The following is a 21,631-nucleotide window of genomic DNA, read 5'->3' on the forward strand; positions in this document are numbered from 1 at the left end:
GGTGGGGGGCAAGGGGGTCCTTCCTCAGCCGGTGGGCGGGTGCAGGGCCAGCCAGAGCTCGGCGCGGACGCCGGGGGAGTCCAGGTCGCGCCCGAGCAGCTCCCCGGCCCGCCGGATCCGCTTGCGCAGCGTGTGCCGGTGCACGCCCAGGCGGGCCGCGGCCGGCTCCCACTGCCCGTGCGCGGCCAGCCACACGCGCAGCGACTCGACCAGGTCGCCGGGACCGGCCCGGTCGGCGGCGACCAGCGGCGCGAGGGCGGCCTCGGCGAAGGCCCCCGTGGCCACCGGGTCCAGCAGCGCGGTCAGGCCCTGCCCGGCCAGGTCGGTGAAGGCGGTCACCGGCCGGCCCGACGCGCGGCCGTGCCCCGCCGCCTGGCGGGCCTGCCGCACGCCGTCGGCCAGCCGCGCCCACGGCACCGGTGGCGCGGTGCCCACCACGGCGCCGGGCACCCGGCCGGGGAGGTCGGCGAGCCGGCCGGCCAGCGGGCCGTCGGCCGGCACCAGGACGACGAGGGCGTCGTCGACCTCCGCGGAGAGCACCGGCTCGCGGGTGGAGGAGGCGGCGTCGGCCGCGACGTCGACGGCGGCGGCCCGCTGCTCCGCGCTGCCCAGCACGGCCAGGGCCACCACCGGCTCGACCGGCAGCCGCTCGCCGAGCGCCTCGACCACCGGCACGGCCGCGGCGGTCTGCCCGGTGAGCAGGAGCTGCAGGATCGCCGCCCGCAGCGCCGCGGTGCCGCTGTCGAGCGCCCGGGACTGCTCCAGCCGCAGCGTCAGCAGCAGCGCGGCCGCGTTCACCACGTGCCGGTCGCCCGGCGAGAAGGGCTCCGCCCGCCCCACGGCGAGCAGGCCGCGCACCCGCGTGCCCGTGCCCAGCGACTGCAGCAGCACCGTCTCCCCGGGCTGGGTGAGCGCGGCGCCGGCCGGGGGGCGGGCGGTGCGCAGCCGGTCGACGGCGCCGGTCAGGGCACCCGCGCGCGACCGGGCGCCGGCGGGAGCGGCCTCCAGGGGTGTCCCGGCGGCGTCGAGCAGCAGCGCCCACCCGCCGAGGTGCCGGGCCAGTCGGTCGACGACGGTGCCCGGGGCGCCCGGCCCGACCGCGGCGCGGGTGAGCTCCCGCTGGACGGTCGAGGTCCGGGTCACCGCCGCGTACTCCTCGGCGGCGAGCGCGCTCGAGACGGCCCGCGACAGCGCGATGAACGGCGTCTGCCGGGGCACCTCGAGCACGGCCAGCCCGTGCTCGTCGGCCGCGGCCAGCAGCTCCGGCGGCACCCGCGCGTGGGTCAGCCCGGTGCCCAGGCCCAGCCCCACGACCCCGGCGCCGGCCAGCCGGCGCACGTACCCCGCGGCCATGTCCGGGGTCAGCGCCAGCCCGGTGGTGAGCAGCAGCTCGCCGCCCTCCAGGAACGGTGTCGGGTCGGCCAGCTCGCTCACGTGCACCCAGGAGACCGCCCGGTCGACCGGCGCGGCGCGGGTGTGCAGCGTCAGCTCCAGCGACGCGGTCCCCAGCAGGGTCGCGACGGTCACCGGCACGGGCCGACCCCCTCGACGAAGTGGACACCCGGACGTCCCCGGGGTGCCGGTCCGGACGGTACCGGGAGAGACGTGCGCCACCCACCCTGGACGTGAGGGCCTCCCCGGACCGGGGGAGGCCGGCACCCGCGAGGAGACAGCGATGACCGACCTGCTCACCGACCCCGGCACCGTCGTCCAGGAGCGGCGGCTGGTCACCGAGATCCCCGGGCCCCGCTCCCGCGAGCTCGCCGCCCGCCGCTCCGCCGCGGTGACCGCGGCCGTGGGCAGCGTCCTGCCGGTCTACGTCCAGCGTGCCGCCGGTGCGGTGGTGGTCGACGTCGACGGCAACTCCTTCATCGACCTGGGCTCGGGCATCGCCGTCACCAACGTCGGCCACGCCGCGCCGGAGGTGGTGGCCGCCGTGCAGGCGCAGGTCGCGGCGTTCACCCACACCTGCTTCATGGTGGGGCCGTACGAGGGCTACGTCGCCGTCGCGGAGGAGCTCGACCGGCTCACCCCCGGCGACCACGAGAAGCGCTCGGCGCTGTTCAACTCCGGCGCCGAGGCCGTGGAGAACGCGGTCAAGGTGGCGCGGGTGGCCACCGGCCGCTCCGCGGTCGTGGTGTTCGACCACGCCTACCACGGCCGCACCAACCTCACGATGGCGCTGACGGCGAAGAACATGCCCTACAAGCACGGCTTCGGGCCCTTCGCCGGCGAGGTGTACCGGGTGCCGATGTCCTACCCGTTCCGCGACGAGCCGGGGATGACCGGCGAGCAGGCCGCCGCGCGGGCGCTCGGCCTGATCGAGTCGCAGATCGGCGCGTCCAACGTGGCCGCCGTGCTCATCGAGCCGATCCAGGGCGAGGGCGGCTTCGTCGTCCCGGCGCCGGGCTTCCTGCCGGCCCTGGCCGAGTGGTGCACGCGCTCGGGCGCGGTCTTCATCGCCGACGAGGTGCAGACCGGCTTCTGCCGCACCGGTGCCTGGTTCGCCGCCGAGCACGAGGGCGTCGTCCCCGACCTGGTCACCACCGCCAAGGGCATCGCCGGCGGGCTGCCGCTGGCCGGCCTGACCGGCCGCGCCGAGCTGATGGACGCCGTGCACACCGGCGGGCTCGGCGGCACGTACGGGGGCAACCCGGTGGCCTGCGCCGCCGCGCTGGCCAGCATCCACACCATGCGGGAGCTCGACCTGGACGCCGCCGCCCGCCGCATCGAGGCCACCATGCTGCCGCGGCTGCGCGCCCTGCAGGAGCGCACCGGCGTCATCGGCGACGTGCGCGGACGCGGCGCGATGCTCGCCGTCGAGATCGTGGCGCCCGGCACGAAGGAGCCCGACGCCGCGCTGACCACCGCGGTCTCGAAGGCCTGCCACGCCGCCGGGGTCATCACGCTGACCGCCGGCACGTTCGGCAACGTGCTGCGCTTCCTGCCTCCGCTGGTCATCGGGGAGGACCTGCTCGGCGAGGCGCTCGACGTCCTCGACGCGGCCTTCGACGAGCACGCGCCGGGCCGGTGAGCGCCTCGGCCGCCGCCGGCGCCCGCCGGCTGACCCTGCGTCCCGAGGGCCCGGCCGGCGGCGGCCGGGTGGCCGGCCTGGTCACCTGGCCGGCGGACCGCCCGCTGCTGGCCGACGTCGTCCCGGTCTTCGACCGGCTCGGCGTGCGGGTGGCCGACGCCGTGGCCGTGGCCGGTGACGGCGCCCCGGCCACCCGCGTCGAGCTGCTCCTGCCGCCGGGGACGGCGCCCGACGCCGCGCTGCCCCGGCTGGAGCAGGCGCTGGCCGCCGCCTGGGCGGAGGAGACCGAGCTCGACGGCCTCTCCCGGCTCACCGTCGGCGCCGGGCTGGCGGTGCCCGACGTCGCGGTGCTGCGCGCCGCCTGCCGCTACCTCGCCCAGGTCGGCCTGGGCCTGTCGCGCAGCTACGTCGAGGAGACGGTCCTGGCCGCTCCGGACTTCGCCCGCGCGCTGCTGGCGCACTTCGCCGCCCGGCACGACCCCGACGCCGCCGACCCGGCGGCCGCGGCGTCGGCGGCCGGGCACCTGGCCGAGCTGCTCACCCGGACCACGAGCCTGGACGCCGACCGCATCCTGCGCGGCCTGCGCGACGTCCTGGCCGCCGTCGTGCGCACCAACCGCTACCAGGTCGACGAGGCCGGGGCGCCGCGGCCGGCGCTGGCCCTCAAGATCGCCTCCGCGGGGCTCGGCCTGCTGCCCGCGCCGCGGCCGGAGGTGGAGACCTTCGTCTGCTCGCCCCGCGTGGAGGGGCTGCACCTGCGCGGCGCCCGGGTCGCGCGCGGCGGGCTGCGCTGGTCCGAGCGTCCCGAGGACTTCCGCACCGAGGTGCTCGGCCTGGTCAAGGCGCAGATGGTGAAGAACGCCGTCATCGTGCCGGCCGGCGCCAAGGGCGCGTTCGTCGTCCGGGAGGACCTGCGCGGCCTGGACCGGGCGGCGGTGCAGGAGCGGGTGGCCGCCGCCTACCGCACCTTCGTCGGTGCGCTCCTCGACGTCACCGACGACCGGGACGGCGACCGCGTCGTCCACCCGCCCCGCACGGTGGTGCACGACGGCGCGGACCCCTACCTGGTGGTCGCGGCCGACAAGGGGACGGCGACCTTCTCCGACCTGGCCAACGAGGTGGCCGAGCGCCGCGGGTTCTGGCTGGGCGACGCGTTCGCCTCCGGCGGCTCGGTCGGCTACGACCACAAGGCCATGGGCATCACCGCCCGCGGCGCCTGGGTGTCGGTGCGCCGGCACCTGCGCGAGCTCGGCGTCGACCCCGACGGTGAGCTGACGGTGGCCGGCATCGGCGACATGTCCGGCGACGTCTTCGGCAACGGGATGCTGCTGTCGGACCGGCTGCGGCTGGTCGCCGCCTTCGACCACCGGCACGTGTTCCTCGACCCCGACCCCGACCCGGCGCGGTCGGCGGCGGAGCGCCGACGGCTGGCCGCGCTGCCCGGCTCGTCGTGGGACGACTACGACCGGTCGGCGCTGTCCGAGGGCGGCGGCGTGCACCGCCGCGACGCCAAGTCCGTGCCGCTCCCGCCGCAGGTGCGCGCCCGGCTGGGCGTGGACGCCGAGGAGCTCCCGCCGGCCGAGCTGGTGCGGGCGGTGCTGCGGGCGCCGGTCGACCTGCTGTGGAACGGCGGCATCGGCACCTACGTCCGCGCCGCGGACGAGACCGACGCGCAGGTGGGCGACCGCGCCAACGACGCGGTCCGCATCACCGCCGGCGAGCTGCGCTGCCGCGTGGTGGGGGAGGGCGGCAACCTGGGCCTGACCCAGCGTGCCCGGGTCGAGGCGGCCCGGGCCGGGGTGGCGCTCAACACCGACTTCATCGACAACTCCGCCGGCGTGGACACCTCCGACCGCGAGGTCAACCTCAAGATCGCGCTGTCCGGGGTGCCGCGGGCCGAGCGGGACGCGGTGCTGCGCGCGGTCGAGGACGAGGTGGCCGCGGCGGTGCTCGCCGACAACGCGCTGCAGGCGCGGGCGCTGTCGGTGTGCGCGGCCCAGGCGCCGTTCCTGCTCGACCGGCACGCCCAGCTGATCGGCGACCTCGAGCGGCACGGGCTCGACCGCGACCTGGAGGGACTGCCCTCGGAGGCCGGCATCGAGCGGCTGCGCCAGGCGGGTGCCGGACTGACCCGGCCGGAGGCCGCGGTGCTGCTCGCGCACTCGAAGAACCTGGTGCGCGAGGAGCTGCTCGCGAGCGACCTGCCCGACGACCCGTCGGTGGCCGGCGTGCTCGCGGCCTACTTCCCGGCGGCGGTGCGCGAGCGCTGGCCCGACCGCGTCGCCGCCCACCCGCTGGCCCGCGAGATCACCGCCACCCAGCTGGCCAACGACCTGGTCAACCGGGTCGGCCCGGGCCTCCTGCTGCGGCTGGAGGAGCGGCACGGCGTCCCGACGGCGGCGGCGGCCCGCGCCGCCGTCGCCGCCACCCGGGTGCTCGGCCTGGACCCGCTGTGGGCGCTGGTGGACGGCCTCGCCGGGGAGGAGGTCCCGCTGGCCGTGGAGCGGCCGGTGCTGGCCGAGCTGCAGGCGGCCACCGAGCGGGCCGCCGACCGGCTGCTGGCCGCCCACCGGGACCCGGCGGAGCTCACCGCGGCGGTGCCGGCGCTGGCCGCCGCGGTCGCGCGGGTCCCGGCCGGGACCTGGCTGGATCGGCCGGGCGCCGCCGGCGACCGCGCCCGGGAGCTGCGCGCCGGGCTGGCCGCGGCCGGCGCGACGCCGGACCTCGCCGAGCGGGTCGCCGTCCTCGCCTGCCGGGCCGACCTCGTCGACCTGGCCGGGGTGGCGGCCGCGACCGGGGTGGACCTGGAGCGCGCGGCCGCGGCCGACGCCGCCGTCGAGCGGCTGCTGGACCTGCCGCGCGTCCACGGCTGGACCACCGAGGAGGCCGGCGACTCGCACTGGGTGGTCGCCGCCCGCGCGGCCCTGCGCGAGGAGGTGGACCGGCTGCGGTGGGCGCTGGTGGCCGCGCTGCTGCCGGACGCCGACGCCGGGGCCCTCACCGCCCGACACCGGGCACCGCTGGCCCGCTTCGCCGCCGTCCGGGACCGGGCCGGGTCCGCCCGGGACGACGTGCTGGGCCGGGCCTGCGTGGTGGTGGCCGAGCTGCGCCGGCTGGTCGACGCCGTCGGGTGAGCTCCCCCGGAGGGAGGGCGCCGGGCTCCCGGGTGGTCGTTACGATCCGGGAGCCCGGGGTCACCGGGCCCACGCGACCGAGGCGGGAGGCCGGGTGAGCATCCGTCGGGAGCTCGTGCTCGACGACGTGTCGCGGGCCATCATCGAGCAGCTCCAGGAGGACGGCCGCCGTCCCTACGCCCGCATCGCCGCGGCGGTGGGGCTGTCGGAGGCCGCCGTCCGCCAGCGGGTGCAGCGGCTGCTCGACGCCGGGGTGATGCAGATCGTCGCGGTCACCGACCCGCTGCAGGTCGGGTTCTCCCGCCAGGCGATGGTGACCGTCCGGACGCAGGGCGACCCGCGCACGGTCGGCGACTCGATCGCCGCCCTGCCGGAGGTGATCTACGTGGTGGTCACCGCGGGCCCGGCGGACCTGCTGGTGGAGGTGGTCGCCGAGGACGACGACCAGCTGCTGGGGACCGTGGCCCGGATCCGGGCCCTCGAGGGCGTCACGTCCACCGAGACCCACCTCTACCTGGGGCTGCGCAAGCAGACCTACGCCTGGGGGACCCGCCGTCCCGAGCTCCCGCCCGCCGCCGGCATCTGACCCGGCCGGCAGCGCACCGGGACGTCGGTCCCCAGGGCCCAGCGCAGCAGGCCCAGCAGGACGCCGAGCCCGGCGAGGAGCAGCAGCACCCCGGGCGCCCAGGCGCCCGCGCCGTGCACGTGCCCCGCGGGCGCGAGCAGCGGGTGGGCGAGCATGAGCGCGGCCACCCCGACGTGCCCCGCCCACGCCGCCACCGACGGCCGGCGCCACAGGTGCACGGCGCAGCCCAGGCAGGCGGCCGTCAGCGCCAGGGGGACGACGGCGCCCCAGCCGGGCGCGGGCGGGACGAGCGGCGGCAGGTGCAGCAGCGCCGACGTCGTCGCCACCCCCGCCGCGGTGGCGGCCAGCAGCTGCGGCCCGCCGGAGCGGCCCGCAGCTGCCGGTCGCCCGTCCATCAGGAGCAGTGCCCCGAGGCCGAGGGCGGCACGTCCAGGGCCGGGTTGCAGTCGAAGAAGCCGACCGGCTTCAGCTCGAAGGAGAAGACGTCGACCGGCATGACCGGCCAGTCCTCGGGCCGCGGCACGTGGTGGATGCCGAAGACGTGCCACAGCACGACGTCGGTGTCCACGAGCGGGCGGTCGGCCTCCTGCCACACCGGCAGCCCCGCGTCCCGCGAGCTCTGGTTGCAGAACTCGCCCGAGGGCCAGCGCTCCTCCTCGTCGAACCGGCTCACCCACACCGGGTGGTCGATGACCTGGGCGCGCTGCCGGAACGGCGCGCTCGGGTCGGCCAGCGACGGGATCGCCGAGTTGGGGTACAGCTTGTAGCCGGGAGCGGTGCCGAGGCGGTTCGGCCTCGTGCGGTTGACCACCTTGAAGCTGCGCTGGGTGGCGAAGTCGAGGTCCAGGCGGCCCTGCGACTCCGACTCCACCGGGCGGCTGCGGGTCACCACGGCCAGGCCGTACGGGTTGTCCTCCGTCACCGGCAGCGCCTCGCTCTCGGTGACGACGACGGTGTTCTCCGGGCCGTCGACCTCCATGTCCAGCCGCGCCACGACGAAGTGCTGGTGGACGGGCGCGTAGGTCTGCTCGTCGACGACGGTGCCGTAGGGCGGCGGGGTGCCCTGGAAGGCGCTGGTGACCATGATCCCGGTGGCGCGGACCTCGCACTGGACGGTGCCGTCCTGGTAGAAGCGCCAGTAGGTCAGGTACTCGTAGTTGGCCACCGTGGCGTGGAACGAGACGACCATCCGCCGCGACCGGCGGACCTCGGCGCCGGCCTGCTCGTCGACGTGCTTCCACAGCACGCCGTCGTCCTCCTCGTGCAGGCAGATCGCGTTCTCGATCGTGTACGGCTCGCCCCGGGTGTCGTGCAGGACGGCGTCGACGTAGGTGATGTCGCCGAGGCAGTCGCAGCCGAGCTTCAGCGAGGTGGTCATGAAGCCCAGGCCCCACTCGCCGATGTCGAAGGCGGTGCGCCGGTGGTGGTCGGGGCTCGGGTCGCGGTAGGGCACGACCATCTCGGCGAACGACATCCGGTGGGCCACCGGCCGCCCGTCGTAGGCGAGCCGGTGGACGACCAGTCCCTCGCGGTGGTTGAAGCCCAGCCTCATCGACCACTTCTGCCAGCGCAGCTCGTGCCCGTCGAGCTCGAACGAGACGCCCTCGGGCTGGGTGATCTCCAGCGGCCGCACGTCGGTGCGCTGCTGCAGGCCGGGGACGAGCGACGGCACGTACTCGCCCATGACGGCGGGCTGCGCCGGCGGCGGGCTGTCCTCGACCTGCAGCAGCTCCATCGTGTTGAGGTCGACGACGAAGTGCAGGCCCATGACCGGGTTGGCGTACGGGTTGCCGTTGGGCTCCGAGCGGCGCCACACGTCGGTCCAGCCGACCCGGCGGTCCTGCAGGCCCTGCGGGATGAGCGAGTGGCCGTAGGCCCAGGTGTCGATGAGCACCAGGTCGAGGTCGGTGATGCCGCGCTTGGCCAGGGCGGCGACGACGTCGGGGTGCTGGATGAGCACCTCGTGCGCCTCGTGCCACTCGTCGAGGGTCATGTTCGCCTGCTGCCCGGGCACCGCCTCCCAGGACAGGACGGCGTCGTCGGTGAGCGACACGACGGCCTTGTAGGGGACGCCCTCGTCCCGGCTCCAGGCGGTGACCCGGGCCTCGCGGCGGATCGGGTCGCCGGGGCGGAACGCGCGGACGACGTCCTTGGCCGGCTCGCGCAGCTCGACGGAGGCGAACCGCCAGCGCTCGTCGACGCCCTTGTCGCGGCGCAGGACCGCCGCGGCGGCGCGGAACTCCTCGGCGGTCAGCGGGTCGAGCGGGTGCGGCGTGCCGGCACCGGCCGAGCGGCCGGTGCTGCCGGGACCGCCGGCGCTGTGGCAGGACGGCGCGTGCTCGGTCATGACGGGTCCTCCGGGGCGGTGTCGGGTCGGTGGGCGAGCAGGGGGAGGGACGGGTCCCAGCGGGTGCCGTCCCGGGCGTCCCGGCGGCGCCGGGCGATCGCCGACAGCGCCTCCAGGACCACCCGGTTGGCGAGGGCGGCCGTGATGTCGGCGTGGTCGTAGGGCGGGCTGACCTCGACGACGTCGACCCCGACCACCGGCAGCTCCAGGCAGGTGCGGCGGACGGAGTCCAGCAGCTGCCGGGCGGTCAGCCCGCCGGGCTCGGGGGTCCCGGTGCCCGGGGCGTGCCCGGGGTCGCAGACGTCGATGTCCACGGAGAGGAAGACGCCGTCGCACTCGTCGGTGGCGATGCCGAACGCCTCGGTCAGGCACTCCTCGAGCCCGCGGTGGGCGATCTCGGTCATCTCGTAGGAGCGCATCCGCTGCGCGGCCATCCAGTCCAGCGTCTCCGGCGGTGGCCAGTAGCCGCGCAGGCCGACCTGCAGGAAGCGGTCGCCGCGCAGCGCGCCGGACTCGATGAGCCGGCGCATCGGCTGGCCGTGCCCCCACAGCGAGCCGAACTCGATGTCGCCGGTGTCGGCGTGCGCGTCGAAGTGGATCATCGAGACCCGGCCGTGGCCGAGGACGTTGGCCACGCCCTTGGCGTCGGCGAAGGCGATCGAGTGGTCCCCGCCCAGCACGACCGGGATCGCGCCGGCCCGGGCCACCGTCTCCACCGCCGCCTCCAGCGCCGGCAGGGCGGTCTCGATGTCACCGGAGTACATCTCGACGTCACCGGCGTCGAGGACCCGCAGGTCGCGCAGCCCGTCGGTGCGCAGCGCGAGGCTGGGCCGGGAGCCGTCGTGGGGCAGGTAGTCGGTCATCCGGATGGCCTGCGGGCCGAAGCGGGTGCCGGGACGGTGGGAGGTCCCACCGTCGAAGGGGGCGCCGAGGACCACGACGTCCGCACCGGCGAGGGACGCCGGGTCGCCGAGGTCGCAGCGGTCGACGCCGAGATAGGTGATGTCGGGCCCGTACTGGGCGCCATAGCGCGTCATCGCGGCAGAGGTCCGATCAGTCGTGCGGTCCGGGGTGGCCGCAGGGTACGGCTCCATCGTGACGACTGGATCCGTGCTGTCAAGCCGCCGGACCGACGGTTCCCGTCGCATGGACGCCTCACTCCGATGTCTTCCGTGCTCACGGGCTCCCTCGGCGCGCGGATCCGGACCGACGGGGCGCCGGCGCCCGGGCGTGCCCGCGGACGTGACCGACGGGCCGCACGACGCGGCCGGGGGCCGGAGGTGTCGGCCGACACGCGCACGAAACAGTCGTCGGGCAGGGTCTGCGCACCGGGATCCGTCGACCCGGCCGTGCCGGACCGTCGTTCCGGTGGCGCGCGGGTGTACACGACGGACTCTTCCCCCGGGCGGGACGGTCACCTGATCGTTCCGGTTGTGACCCGGTGCACACGCCGGGTCGTGCGGCGCCGCCCGGCGCGACGAGGAGGACGTGCATGAGCGTGGACGAGCGATCGGTGGGCGCGGGTGCCGACCTGAGGTCGAAGGGGCTGTCGAGGAACTCGGTGGGGCTGCTGGCCAGCGTGGTCCTCGGCATCTCGAGCATCGCGCCGGTGTACGCGCTGACCGCGACCCTCGGCCCGACGGTGACCGAGGTCGGGCTGCAGATGCCGGCGGTCTTCCTCGTCGGCTTCATCCCGATGCTGCTGGTGGCCTACGGCTACCGGGAGCTCAACCGGGTCGCGCCGGACTGCGGCACCTCGTTCACCTGGGCCACCAAGGCCTTCAACCCCTACGTCGGCTGGCTCTGCGGCTGGGGCGCGCTGCTGGCGACGGTCATCGTGCTGTCCAACCTGGCCGGGGTCGCGGTCTCCTTCTTCTACCTGCTGCTCGGTGAGATCACCGGGTCGGAGACGATCGGCGCGCTCGGTGACGACCGGCTCGTCAACGTGGTGACCTGCGTCGTCTTCGTCGCGCTGGCGACCTGGGTGACCTACCGCGGGGTGGAGGCCACCAAGCGGCTGCAGTACACGCTGGTCGGCTTCCAGATGGCGGTCCTGCTGCTGTTCGTCGTCCTCGCGCTGGTCAAGTCCGGCTCCTCGTCCGGCGGCATCCCCTTCGAGTTCTCCTGGCTCGACCCGACGGCGGTCACCTCGTTCAGCGCCTTCACCGCGGGCCTGTCCCTGTCGCTGTTCATCTACTGGGGCTGGGACACCTGCCTGACGGTCAACGAGGAGACGACCGGCTCGGCCCGGACCCCCGGCCGCGCGGCGCTGGTGACGATCGCCGTCATCGTGCTCACCTACCTGGTCGCGGCGATCGCGGTGCAGATGTACGCCGGCATCGGGACCGAGGGCACGGGGCTGGGCAACCCGGACACCGGGGACAACGTGTTCGCCGCCCTCGCCGGGCCGGTGATGGGTCCCGGCCTGGCGTTCCTGCTCTTCCTCGCGGTCGTCGCGAGCTCGGCGTCCTCGCTGCAGACCACCTTCCTCCCGCCGACGCGCACGCTGCTGGCGATGGCCACCTACGGGGCGCTGCCGCGGCGGCTGGCCGACGTGCACCCCCGCTTCCGCGGCCCGTCGACGGCCACGCTGGTCGCCGGCGTCGCGACGGCGCTGTTCTACGTCGGCATGACGCTGATCAGCGAGAACGTGCTCATCGACACGATCTACGCGCTCGGCCTGATGATCTGCTTCTACTACGGGCTGACCGCCTACGCCTGCGTCTGGTACTTCCGCCACGAGCTGCGGCGCAGCGCCAAGGACCTCCTCGTCAAGGGCGTGATGCCGCTGCTCGGCGCGCTGATGCTCACCGCGGTGTTCGTGCAGACCGCGATCGACACCCTCGACCCGGCCTACGGCAGCGGCTCGTCGGTGTTCGGTCTCGGCAGCGTGTTCGTGATCGGCATCGGCCTGCTCCTGCTCGGCGCGGTCCTCATGCTCGCCTGGCGGGCCCGGCACCCGGAGTTCTTCCGGGGCCAGACCCTGCGGCAGGACACGCCCTCGCTGGTCTTCGACGAGTAGGGGAGCGGCTCCCTCCCCGGGGGACCTCCCGGCGGCCGGCACCGGCGCCGGGAGGTCCTCGCGCGCGGGCGGCTCAGCCGCCCTCGCGCAGGCCCCAGGGCGAGCCGTAGGAGGTCAGCAGGTCGAGGAACGGGACGGCGTCGAACGCCTCCGGGCCGAGCACCCCGCTGCCCCGCCACCGCCCGGTCGCGCGCAGCTCGAGAGCCACCACGGGGTTGACCGCGGTCTGCCAGACCACCGCCTGCGACCCGTACTCCGCCATCGACCAGGCGTTGTCGACCACGTGGTACAGGTACACCTGGCGGGGCCGCCCGTCGGTGCCCGTGCCGCTCACCCACAGGCCCGCGCAGGTCCGCCCGGTCATCAGGTCGCCGAGGGAGGCCGGGTCCGGCAGGGCGGCCGCGACCAGGTCGCGGGGCGCCACCTCGACGTCGCCCACGCGCACCGGCGTGGTCGAGTCCAGGCCCACCGTGTGCAGGGCCTTGAGGACGCCGATGAACTCGCTGCCCAGGCCGTACTTGAAGGTGACCCGGCGGGCGTCGACCCACCGCGGCATGAGGAGCACCTCCTCGTGCTCCACGTTCACGCACTCCACCGGGCCGATGCCCTCGGGGAAGTCGAAGACCTCCGGCTCGCTGAACGGCTCGGTGGTGTACCAGCCCCGGTCGCGCTCCCAGACGACCGGCGGGTTGAGGCACTCCTCGATCGTGGTCCAGACGTTGAACGACGGCGCGAACGCGTGCCCCCGCACGGTCAGGTCGGCGCCGTCCCGGACGCCGAGCTCGTCGACCACGCTGAACAGGTGGTCGGCGGCGTAGCGGGCGAACACGTCGGACAGGCCCGGTTCCACGCCCATGCCGACCAGGGCCAGCCGCCCCGCCGCCTCCCACTCGGCGGCCAGCGCGAACTGCTCGTCGCCGAGCTTGACCCCCGTCTGCTCGTACGGGCGCTCGGGATGGGGACGCGACAGCGACATCGCCATGTCCAGGTAGTCGACGCCGGCCGCCAGCGCCGCCCGGAACAGCGGCATCACGAACCGGGGGTCGGTCGCGTTGAGGACGACGTCGCACCGGTGCTCGGCGATCAGCGCCCGGACGGCGGCCTCGTCGGAGGCGTCGACGCGGGCGGCGAGGAACCGCGCGTCGCCGGCCGCGGCGACGGCCTTGCCGGCCCGGGCGGGGTCGAAGTCGGCCACGACGAGGCACTCGACGAACGCGCGCCGCGCCGCGATGGCCGCCACCGCACTGCCGACGCCGCCGGCACCCACCAGCAGGACGCGCATGGCCACCTCCACGGGAGGCGGCCACCGTAGCGACGGGTTCCGCGGTCTGACCAGGTCCGGGACGGGCGAATACTTGTCCGGAGCGGCTCCAGCTGCCATAACCGTCGCATGCAGCCGGATCCACCCGAGGCCGTCGACCGTCCCCCGGACGGGGCGACCCTCCGCCCGGGCGCCATCGGGTTCCTCGACGCGCTCGTGATCGGCCTGGCCTCCACCTCGCCGGCCTACTCCCTGGCCGCGATCATCGGCGCGCTGGTGGCGCTCACCGGGGTCAACACACCCGGCGTGCTGCTGGCCTCCTTCGTGCCGATGCTGCTCATCGCGTCGGCCTTCGCCGCGCTCAACCGGGTGGACCCCGACTGCGGGACGACGTTCTCGTGGGTGACCCGGGCGATGGGGCCGTGGGCCGGCTGGATCGGCGGCTGGGCGATCACGATGACGGGTGTCCTCATCATCGGGTCGCTCGCCAACGTCGGCGTCGTCTTCACGCTGCGGACGCTGAACCTGGACTCGCTGGCCGAGAACACCGCGGTCGTCCTCGTGCTCACCGTCGCGCTGATCGTGTTGATGACGTGGATCTGCGTGCTGGGCACCGAGCTGTCGGCGCGGCTGCAGAACGCGCTGATCCTCGCCCAGACCGTCGCCCTGCTGGTGTTCGCCGCCGTCGCGATCTACCGCGGGGTGAGCGGCGACAGCCCGCTGGGCGGGCTCGACCCGGACTGGAGCTGGCTCAACCCCTTCGGCGCCGGTGGCGCGGCGCTCACCGGCGGGCTGCTGCTCGGCGTCTTCGCCTACTGGGGCTGGGAGTCGGCGGTGAACCTGACCGAGGAGACCCGCGACTCCACCTCCACGCCCGGCCGCGCCGCCATCGTCTCGACCGTCGTCCTGCTGGTCACCTACGTCGCCGTGGCGGTCGCCGTCCTGGCCTTCGCGGGCACCGACTACCTCGCCGACAACGCCGACGAGGAGGAGGCGATCTTCGCCCTGCTGTCCACCGAGGTGATGGGCGGCTGGGACTGGGTGGTCCTCCTGGCGGTGGCCACGGCCGCGATCGCATCGACGCAGACGACGATCCTCCCCGCGTCGCGGACGGGGCTGTCCATGGCCCGCCGGCACGCGCTGCCCCGCCGGTTCGGGCACATCTCGCCGCGGCACCGCACCCCCGACGTCTCCACCTGGTGGGTCGGCGTCATCGCCAGCGTCTGGTTCGTCGCCGTCAGCCTGCTCAGCGAGAACGCGCTGTTCGACTCGATCACCGCGCTCTCGCTGCTCATCGCCTTCTACTACGCGCTGACCGGCATCGCCTGCGCCGTCTACCACCGGCGGCAGCTGACGCGCAGCGTGTCGGCCTTCCTCCTCATCGGCGTCGGGCCCCTGGTGGGGGCGGGACTGCTCGTCTGGCTGCTGGTGCTGTCGATCGGCGACCTCGCCGACCCGGAGAACTCCTACACCGGCCAGGCCTGGCTGGGCGTGGGCCCGCCGCTGGTGATCGGCGTCGGGATCTTCCTCCTCGGCCTCGTCCTGATGGTCGTCTGGCGGGCCCGGGACGGCCGGTACTGGCAGGAGCGTCCCGGGATCGCCGGGGAGCGGATCGACGTCGACGAGGACCTGCGGTGAGCATCGTGCTGGGCTACGACGAGTCGCCGGGATCCCAGGCGGCGCTGGCCATGGCGATCGCGCTGGCCGCACGCTTCGAGGAGCCGCTCGTCCTCGTGTACGGCGTCGAGCCACCCGGCGGCGTGGGGGAGGAGTTCCAGGCCCACCAGCGGGCGCTGGCCGAGCTGGGCCGGACGGCGGTGTCGCACGCCGTCGCGGAGGCGGAGCGGAGCGGTGTCCCGACGGTCGTGGAGGTGCTGTCGCAGAAGCCGGCCCAGGCGCTGGTCGAGGCCGCGCACCGGCACGACGGGCGGGTCATCGTCGTCGGCACCCGGGGCGAGAGCCCGTTGCGCGGCGCCGTCCTGGGGTCGGTCTCGCACAAGCTGCTGCACCTCTCCGACCGCCCGGTGCTCTGCGTGCCGGTGGGGGACGGCGGGGGCTGAGGAGTCACCCGGCTCCGCCTCCCGGCCGTCCGCGGGGGTCGACCGGCTGGACGAGCGGTCCCTCGCCCCGGGTGAGGGCGAGCAGGAGGCTGCGCGCGATGGCCAGCTCCTCCGGAGCGGCCGGTCCCTCGAACAGGTGGGCGACCGATGCGCCGTCGCAGGCGCGCATGACCACGAGCACGCGCTGCGGGTCCAGGCCGTCCTCGACGAGCGTCTCGTTCCACCGGCGGTAGCGCTCCTGGGACCGGCGGGCCGCCTCGGGGAACGAGCCCAGGGTGGCCATGAGCGTGGCCAGCTCCACGGCGTCCGCTCCCGCCTCGAGGTCGTCGAACGTGGCGTGGACGTAGGCCCGCAGCCGCCGCCCGGGTGCACCGTCCGAGGGGTCGACGCGCTCCTCGACGGAGCGGGTGAACCGGTCGAAGAGGTCGTCGGCCAGCGCCGTGAGCAGCTCGTCCTTGCTGCGGAAGTGGTGCATCAGGCCGCCCTTCGAGACGCCCGCCTCGCGGGCGACCGCGTCCAGGCTCACGGCGGCACCGTGGACGACGACCGAGCGGCCGGCGGCGTCCAGGAGCGCCCGCCGCGTGCGAGCGGCATCGCGCACGGGACCCGGCACGTCCACCTCCTCAGCTGTCGGCCGAGCCTAGGAGGATGACTTGCAAACCGTCTGGTCGGTAGGCTCGCCTCCATGTCCGCGAGTCCGCCCGGCACGGCCCCGATCGTTCCCGTCCCCCGGGAGGCCGGGCCGGCCGGTCCGCGGGAGTGGGCGGCCCTCGCGGTGCTCGTCCTCTCGGTCGTGCTGCTCTCGGTCGACAGCACGGTGCTGACGCTCGCGGTCCCCGCGCTGACCGCGGACCTCCGGCCGACGGCCGGGGAGGTCCTGTGGATCGCCGACGTGTACGGCTTCCTGCTCGCCGGCCTGCTCGTGCTGATGGGCGGGCTCGCCGACCGCTTCGGCCGCAGGCGGGTGCTGCTCGTCGGCACCCTGGCCTTCGGCATCTCCTCGGCCGTCGCGGGGCTCGCGCCGGACCCCGGCACGCTGATCGCGGCGCGCGCCGTGCAGGGTGTCGCGGCCGCGACGCTCATGCCCTCGACGCTGTCGCTGATCCGCAACCTGTTCCCGGTCGCGCGGCAGCGCACGAGGGCGATCGCGCTGTGGAGCGCCGGCGCGTCGGGTGGCGCCGTGCTCGGCCCGCTGGTCGGGGGAGCCCTGCTGGAGCACTTCTGGTGGGGCTCGGTGTTCCTGGTCAACCTGCCGGTCGTGGCCGTGCTCCTGGTCGCCGGCTGGTTCCTCCTGCCCGAGTCGCGCGATCCCCGGCCCGGGCGGCTCGACGTGCTCGGGGCGGCCCAGTCGGTGGTGGCCGTCCTGGCCGTCGTCCTCGCGGTCAAGGAGGTCGCCGGGCACGGGCTCGCCCCTCTCGCGGGGGTCGCCGCCGTCCTGGGTGTGCTCGTGGCCGCGTCGTTCGTGCGGCGGCAGCGGCGGATCGCCTCCCCCCTGATCGACGTCCGGCTGTTCGCCCACCGCGCCTTCTCCGGGGCGCTGGCCACCCAGGTGATCGCGCTGACCGCGCTCACGGGGCTGCTCTTCTTCTTCTCGCAGTACCTGCAGCTGGTCCGGGGCTCCACCCCGCTCCAGGCCGGTCTCCAGGAGCTGCCCCTGATGCTCGCCTCGCTGGGCGTGCTCGTCGTGGTGGGTCCGCTCGTCGCCCGGGTGGGGCTCGGGCGGGCCATCGGCACCGGCCTGTGGCTCTCCGCCCTCGGCATGCTGGCCCTGGCCGGCGCCGAGGGGATGCACGGGTACGTCTGGCTCGTCCCCGCCCTGCTCGCCGTCGGGGCGGGCTTCGGGATCGCGTTCACGCTGAGCACCGATGCCGCCGTCGGGGCGGTCGAGCCGCACCGGGCCGGGACCGCCTCCGCGTTGTCCGAGACGTCGTACGAACTCGGCGCCGCTCTCGGCATCGCGGTGCTCGGGTCGCTGCAGACCGTGCTCTACCGCGCCCACCTGCCCGAGGACCTCGGGGGAGCGGTGCGCGAGTCGCTCGCGCAGGCGGACCGCGTGCTGGGGGACGGCGAGGTGCTCGGGATGGCGCGCGGGTCGTTCACCTGGGCCATGCAGGTCACGTCGATCGGGGCGGCCGTCCTCCTCGCGCTGGCCGCCGCGACGGCGTGGCGCATGATCCCCTCGACCACGGGAGGCGCTCCGGCCGGAGCCCACCCGTCGGGCACGTCCGTGGCGAGGAGCGCGACCTGCAGCGCGCCGAGGACGTCGGGACCGTCGAGGCCGACGCCGAGCACCGGGTCGACCCGGGCGAGCGGGCGCTGTGCCACTCCTGCCGAAGCGTCGTGATCAGGTCCCGATCGGGATGGGGAGCGGCTCCCGGCGGCCCGTGACGGCCGGGTGGCGCGGGGCAGCCAAGGTGCCACGCTGTGGTGTGCGTCACGTTCGACCCTTGTCCCTCGGGCGGGGCTCTGGTTCCCTCTTCCGAAGTGGGTCTCGAATGACGCAACAGTGATTGGGGGACGTCATGGTGGAACCACGCGAGCCCATCCCGCCGTCGCGCCGGCCGGACCGGTCCGGGGCCGTGGAGGCCGGTGCGGCGGAGGCCGGCGGCGGCGCAGCCCGGGAGGACCGCCCCGCCGTGCACGCCACGGACGTCACCGTGACCGGGACCCACCCGGCGATCGCCGAGCCGCCTCCCTGCGTCGCCGACCGGTACTGGGCGGTCGACCGGGTCCTGTTCGCCGTCGCCGCGGTGATGGCGCTGGGCTTCGTCGCCTGGGGGTTCGCGACCCCCACGGGCCTCGGCACCGCCAGCAGCTCGGTCCTCGGCTGGATCACCGGCAACCTCGGCTGGCTGTTCGTCCTGCTGGCCTCGGCCTTCGTCGTGTACGTGATCTGGCTGGCGGCCAGCAGGTACGGGCGCATCCCGCTCGGGCGCGACGACGAGCGGCCGCAGTTCCGCACCGTCTCGTGGATCGCCATGATGTTCAGCGCCGGCATGGGCATCGGGCTGATGTTCTTCGGGGTCGCCGAGCCGGTGTCGCACTTCGTCGCCCCGCCGCCGCTGACGACCGAGGCCGAGACCTCCGAGGCGATCCAGACGGCGATGGCGACCACGCTGTTCCACTGGACGCTGCACCCGTGGGCGATGTACGCCGTCGTGGGCCTGGCGATCGCCTACGGCACGTTCCGGCGCGGCCGCCGGCAGCTGATCAGCTCGGCCTTCATCCCCCTGCTCGGCGAGCGGCGGGCGACCGGTCCGGCCGGCCGGGTCATCGACGTCCTGGCGATCTTCGCGACGCTGTTCGGGTCGGCGGCCTCCCTCGGTCTCGGCGCCCTGCAGATCGGCAGCGGGGTCGAGATCCTCGGCTGGGCCGGGGACGTGGGCAACGGCGTCCTGGTCGCGATCATCGCGATCCTGACCGCCGCCTTCGTCGCCTCGGCCGTCTCCGGCATCGAGCGCGGGATCCAGTGGCTGTCCAACACCAACATGGTGCTGGCCCTGCTGCTCGCGGTGTTCGTCTTCGTCGTCGGCCCGACGATCTTCATCCTGAACCTGCTGCCCGACGCGGTCGGCAGCTACTTCTCCGACCTCGGCGAGATGGCCGCGCGCACCGAGGCCACCGGCGGCGACCCGATGGCCACCTGGCTGCGCGGCTGGACGGTCTTCTACTGGGCCTGGTGGATCAGCTGGACGCCGTTCGTCGGGCTGTTCATCGCGCGCATCAGCCGCGGCCGGACCATCCGGCAGTTCGTCACCGGCGTGCTCCTCGTGCCCAGCCTGGTCAGCCTGCTCTGGTTCGCGGTGTTCGGCGGGGCCGGGATCGCCGCCCAGCGCAGCGGCGTCGACGTGGCCGGCCAGGCCACCACGGAGGGCCGGCTGTTCGCCGTCCTGGAGCAGTACCCGCTGGCCACCGCCGCGACCGTGCTCGTGATGGTCCTGGTGGCGATCTTCTTCGTGTCCGGTGCGGACGCCGCCTCCATCGTCATGGGGTCGCTCTCCCAGCGGGGCACGCTGGAACCGAGCCGCTGGGTCGTCGTCTTCTGGGGCGTGGTGATGGGCTCCGTCGCGGCGATCATGCTGCTCCTGGGGGAGGGCGGCGCCGCCCTGACCGGGCTGCAGAACCTGACGATCATCGCGGCGCTGCCGTTCGCGCTGGTGATGGCGGCGATGGCGGTGAGCCTGGTCAAGGACCTCCGGCGCGACCCCGTCGTGCTGCGGGGCAGCTACGCCACCCTGGCGATCGAGCAGGCCGTGGTCGACGGCATCAAGCGCCACGGCGACGACTTCGTCCTCGTCGTGGAACCCGCCCCGAGCGCTCCGGCCGCGGCCGGGGTGCCGGCGCCGTCGTCCCCGGCCGACGCCGAGCCGGGGAGCCGGCGGCCGGTCACCGCGACGGGCAACTTCGTGGTGCCGCCCGGGGGCACGGCCGTCCCCGCCCGGGAGCCGGACCAGTCCGAGGCGGGGTCGATCGGCCGTCCGCTCGGCCCGCGCGGCTGACCGGCCCCGCCGCCCGCCCGCTCCCGGCCGCACCGCCGGGGGCGGCCGGGCGGCCGGTCCCGGGCCGGCCGGCTCGCGACGTGCTCTGGGCCGGAGGAGCCGGCCGGGACTCAGGAGGCGGTCGGCACGGCAGCGCGCAGCTGCCGGCGCCACCGGGTGAACAGGCGCGGCTGGTCCATCCCGAGGACGGCCACGGGGTGTCCCTCGCGCTCGTAGACCACCAGGAAGCAGCGGTCGGCACAGCTGCCCTCCAGCACGCGGGCGACGTCGCCCTCGCGGCGCGAGCCCGCGAACTGGATGCGGGCGCCGTACTGGTCGGACCAGAAGTACGGCACCGGCGCCGGCGCGGGCGTCCCGGTGCCCAGGAGCGTGGCGACCGCGGTGGCCGGCTGCTCGAGGGCGCTGGTCCAGTGCTCGGTCCGGACGTGCCGCTCCGCGGCGGGCGACCACGCCGCGGCGCAGTCGCCGACCGCGACCACGCCGGGGGTGTTCGTCGCACCGCGGGGGTCGGTGAGGACGCCGTCGCCGAGGGCCACGCCCGACCCCGCGAGCCACTCGGTGTTCGGGACGGCCCCGATCCCCACGACCACCACGTCGGCGGGCAGCCGCGTGCCGTCGGTGAGCTCGACGGCCTCGACCCGGCCGCTGCCGACGAGCCCGGCGACGCCGGTGCCGACCAGCAGGCGGGTCCCGTGGGCGGCGTGCAGCCCGGCGCAGACCGCGCCCATGTCGGCGCCCAGCGGGCCGGCGAGCGGGACGGGCAGGGCCTCGACGACGGTGACCTCCAGCCCCAGCCTGCGGGCCGTGGAGGCCACCTCCGCCCCGATGAAGCCGGCGCCGATCACCACGAGGCGGCCGCCGGCGGCCAGGTCCTCGCGCAGGGCGATCGCGTCGTCCAGGGAGCGCAGCACGTGCACGCCGGCGAGCCGCTCGCTGCCGGGCAGGCGCCGGGCGCGGGCACCGGTGGCGAGGACGACGCCGTCGGCACGGACCTCGCCGCCGTCGTCCAGCAGCACCGAGCGGCCGGCCCGGTCCAGGCGGACCGCCCGGGTGCCCAGCCGCCACTCGAGCCCGAGGTCCTCGTCGTCGGGCGTGCCGAGGGCGACGTCCTCCAGCGACGCCGCGCCGGCCAGGAACTCCTTGGACAGCGGCGGGCGGTCGTAGGGGGCGTGCACCTCGTCGCCGACGACCACGACCCGGCCCTCGTGGCCCTGGTCCCGCAGGGCGCGGGCCGCGGAGAGGCCGGCCAGGGAGGCCCCGACGACGGCGACCGTGGAGGTCACGCCGCCCCCTCCTCCCCGACGTCCGCGGGCTCGACGTACAGGAGGCCGTCCTCGACCACGACCCGGTGCGTGCGGACCGGCGTCCTGGCCGGCGGGCCGGACACCTCCCCGGTGCGCAGGTCGAAGCAGGAGGCGTGCAGGGGGCACTCCACGGCGCAGCCCTCCAGCCACCCGTCGGCCAGCGAGGCGTCCTGGTGGGTGCACGTGTCGTCGATCGCGTAGAACTCGCCGTCGACGTTGAAGACCGCGATGGGCTCGTCGGCCTCGACGCGGATCGCCTCGCCGGGCGGCAACGCGGTCGTGGGGCAGACCGGGATCATGGGCGCTCCAGGCTCACTGTTGCGAATGTTGCAACGACGCGCTTATAGCGCAACAGGATGGTGGTGCAGCGTCGCCCCGTCAAGA

Annotated in this window: 16 protein-coding genes; 8 read left to right on the forward strand and 8 right to left on the reverse strand. The window is 75.3% G+C overall.

Annotated features, from left to right (window positions below):
- Positions 1–24: 24 nt before the first annotated feature.
- On the reverse strand, positions 25–1,527 hold the full coding sequence (locus ACI79B_RS09505; RefSeq protein WP_456928621.1) for a PucR family transcriptional regulator ligand-binding domain-containing protein: 1,503 nt from the start codon (positions 1,525–1,527) through the stop codon (positions 25–27).
- Positions 1,528–1,675: 148 nt separating this feature from the next.
- Between ACI79B_RS09505 and gabT the strand changes: the two genes are divergently transcribed.
- The 3 genes from gabT (at position 1,676) to ACI79B_RS09520 (ending at position 6,754) form a co-directional block, all read left to right on the forward strand.
- Entirely contained in the window at positions 1,676–3,034 is a 1,359-nt protein-coding gene (gabT, locus tag ACI79B_RS09510; RefSeq protein WP_456928620.1) for a 4-aminobutyrate--2-oxoglutarate transaminase, read from the forward strand.
- A complete protein-coding gene (locus ACI79B_RS09515; RefSeq protein WP_456928619.1) occupies positions 3,031–6,168 on the forward strand; it encodes an NAD-glutamate dehydrogenase domain-containing protein in 3,138 nt (1,045 codons plus the stop codon). The genes gabT and ACI79B_RS09515 overlap by 4 nt, the downstream gene beginning before the upstream one ends.
- 94 nt (positions 6,169–6,262) lie before the next feature.
- A complete protein-coding gene (locus ACI79B_RS09520; protein WP_456928618.1) occupies positions 6,263–6,754 on the forward strand; it encodes an Lrp/AsnC family transcriptional regulator in 492 nt (163 codons plus the stop codon).
- Here ACI79B_RS09520 and ACI79B_RS09525 read toward each other — a convergent pair.
- Genes ACI79B_RS09525 through speB form a run of 3 tightly spaced genes read right to left on the reverse strand, consistent with a single transcriptional unit; the run spans position 6,703 to position 10,138 of the window.
- The gene (locus ACI79B_RS09525) at positions 6,703–7,149 is read right to left on the reverse strand and encodes a hypothetical protein (RefSeq protein WP_456928617.1); all 447 of its coding nucleotides are present in this window, start codon (positions 7,147–7,149) and stop codon (positions 6,703–6,705) included. The two genes, ACI79B_RS09520 and ACI79B_RS09525, sit on opposite strands and share 52 nt — an antisense overlap.
- Positions 7,149–9,101 carry a primary-amine oxidase gene (locus ACI79B_RS09530; protein ID WP_456928616.1) on the reverse strand — a complete coding sequence of 651 codons (1,953 nt, stop codon included), beginning with the start codon at positions 9,099–9,101 and terminating at the stop codon, positions 7,149–7,151. Before ACI79B_RS09530 ends, ACI79B_RS09525 begins: the two co-directional genes overlap by 1 nt.
- Complete coding sequence (gene speB / locus ACI79B_RS09535; RefSeq protein ID WP_456928615.1) at positions 9,098–10,138, reverse strand: agmatinase; 1,041 nt, start codon at positions 10,136–10,138, stop codon at positions 9,098–9,100. Before speB ends, ACI79B_RS09530 begins: the two co-directional genes overlap by 4 nt.
- A gap of 455 nt (positions 10,139–10,593) precedes the next feature.
- On the opposite strand from speB, the gene ACI79B_RS09540 reads away from it, so the two are divergent.
- Positions 10,594–12,123, forward strand: coding sequence for an APC family permease (locus ACI79B_RS09540; protein ID WP_456928614.1), 1,530 nt, complete (start codon positions 10,594–10,596; stop codon positions 12,121–12,123).
- A gap of 73 nt (positions 12,124–12,196) precedes the next feature.
- Here ACI79B_RS09540 and ACI79B_RS09545 read toward each other — a convergent pair whose 3' ends face one another.
- Complete coding sequence (locus ACI79B_RS09545) at positions 12,197–13,405, reverse strand: saccharopine dehydrogenase family protein (protein ID WP_456928613.1); 1,209 nt, start codon at positions 13,403–13,405, stop codon at positions 12,197–12,199.
- 108 nt (positions 13,406–13,513) lie between these two features.
- On the opposite strand from ACI79B_RS09545, the gene ACI79B_RS09550 reads away from it, so the two are divergent.
- Both ACI79B_RS09550 and ACI79B_RS09555 read left to right on the forward strand, forming a co-directional pair.
- Positions 13,514–15,022: an APC family permease gene (locus tag ACI79B_RS09550; protein ID WP_456928612.1), complete on the forward strand. Its 1,509-nt coding sequence runs from the start codon at positions 13,514–13,516 to the stop codon at positions 15,020–15,022.
- On the forward strand, positions 15,019–15,444 hold the full coding sequence (locus ACI79B_RS09555) for a universal stress protein (protein ID WP_456928611.1): 426 nt from the start codon (positions 15,019–15,021) through the stop codon (positions 15,442–15,444). The genes ACI79B_RS09550 and ACI79B_RS09555 overlap by 4 nt, the downstream gene beginning before the upstream one ends.
- A 4-nt stretch (positions 15,445–15,448) precedes the next feature.
- Here ACI79B_RS09555 and ACI79B_RS09560 read toward each other — a convergent pair whose 3' ends face one another.
- Complete coding sequence (locus ACI79B_RS09560; RefSeq protein ID WP_456928610.1) at positions 15,449–16,057, reverse strand: TetR/AcrR family transcriptional regulator; 609 nt, start codon at positions 16,055–16,057, stop codon at positions 15,449–15,451.
- A gap of 72 nt (positions 16,058–16,129) precedes the next feature.
- On the opposite strand from ACI79B_RS09560, the gene ACI79B_RS09565 reads away from it, so the two are divergent.
- Together ACI79B_RS09565 and ACI79B_RS09570 are read left to right on the forward strand one after the other, a co-directional pair.
- Positions 16,130–17,788, forward strand: a complete 1,659-nt coding sequence (locus ACI79B_RS09565) for an MFS transporter (RefSeq protein WP_456928609.1) — start codon at positions 16,130–16,132, stop codon at positions 17,786–17,788.
- Between the two features lie 292 nt (positions 17,789–18,080).
- Positions 18,081–19,943 carry a BCCT family transporter gene (locus ACI79B_RS09570; RefSeq protein ID WP_456928608.1) on the forward strand — a complete coding sequence of 621 codons (1,863 nt, stop codon included), beginning with the start codon at positions 18,081–18,083 and terminating at the stop codon, positions 19,941–19,943.
- Between the two features lie 110 nt (positions 19,944–20,053).
- Here ACI79B_RS09570 and ACI79B_RS09575 read toward each other — a convergent pair whose 3' ends face one another.
- Positions 20,054–21,226, reverse strand: coding sequence for an NAD(P)/FAD-dependent oxidoreductase (locus tag ACI79B_RS09575; RefSeq protein ID WP_456928607.1), 1,173 nt, complete (start codon positions 21,224–21,226; stop codon positions 20,054–20,056).
- On the reverse strand, positions 21,223–21,546 hold the full coding sequence (locus ACI79B_RS09580; protein ID WP_456928606.1) for a bifunctional 3-phenylpropionate/cinnamic acid dioxygenase ferredoxin subunit: 324 nt from the start codon (positions 21,544–21,546) through the stop codon (positions 21,223–21,225). Before ACI79B_RS09580 ends, ACI79B_RS09575 begins: the two co-directional genes overlap by 4 nt.
- Positions 21,547–21,631 lie beyond the last annotated feature (85 nt).

It is taken from the genome of Geodermatophilus sp. SYSU D00879 (assembly GCF_054050375.1).

What these genes read in the sequence shown, in the direction of transcription:
- gabT (WP_456928620.1), top strand. Translation starts at nt 1,676, where the DNA reads ATGACCGACCTGCTCACCGACCCCGGCACCGTCGTCCAGGAGCGGCGG.
- ACI79B_RS09525 (WP_456928617.1), bottom strand. Translation starts at nt 7,149, where the DNA reads ATGGACGGGCGACCGGCAGCTGCGGGCCGCTCCGGCGGGCCGCAGCTG.
- ACI79B_RS09530 (WP_456928616.1), bottom strand. Translation starts at nt 9,101, where the DNA reads ATGACCGAGCACGCGCCGTCCTGCCACAGCGCCGGCGGTCCCGGCAGC.
- speB (WP_456928615.1), bottom strand. Translation starts at nt 10,138, where the DNA reads ATGACGCGCTATGGCGCCCAGTACGGGCCCGACATCACCTATCTCGGC.
- ACI79B_RS09540 (WP_456928614.1), top strand. Translation starts at nt 10,594, where the DNA reads ATGAGCGTGGACGAGCGATCGGTGGGCGCGGGTGCCGACCTGAGGTCG.
- ACI79B_RS09545 (WP_456928613.1), bottom strand. Translation starts at nt 13,405, where the DNA reads ATGCGCGTCCTGCTGGTGGGTGCCGGCGGCGTCGGCAGTGCGGTGGCG.
- ACI79B_RS09550 (WP_456928612.1), top strand. Translation starts at nt 13,514, where the DNA reads ATGCAGCCGGATCCACCCGAGGCCGTCGACCGTCCCCCGGACGGGGCG.
- ACI79B_RS09565 (WP_456928609.1), top strand. Translation starts at nt 16,130, where the DNA reads ATGTCCGCGAGTCCGCCCGGCACGGCCCCGATCGTTCCCGTCCCCCGG.
- ACI79B_RS09580 (WP_456928606.1), bottom strand. Translation starts at nt 21,546, where the DNA reads ATGATCCCGGTCTGCCCCACGACCGCGTTGCCGCCCGGCGAGGCGATC.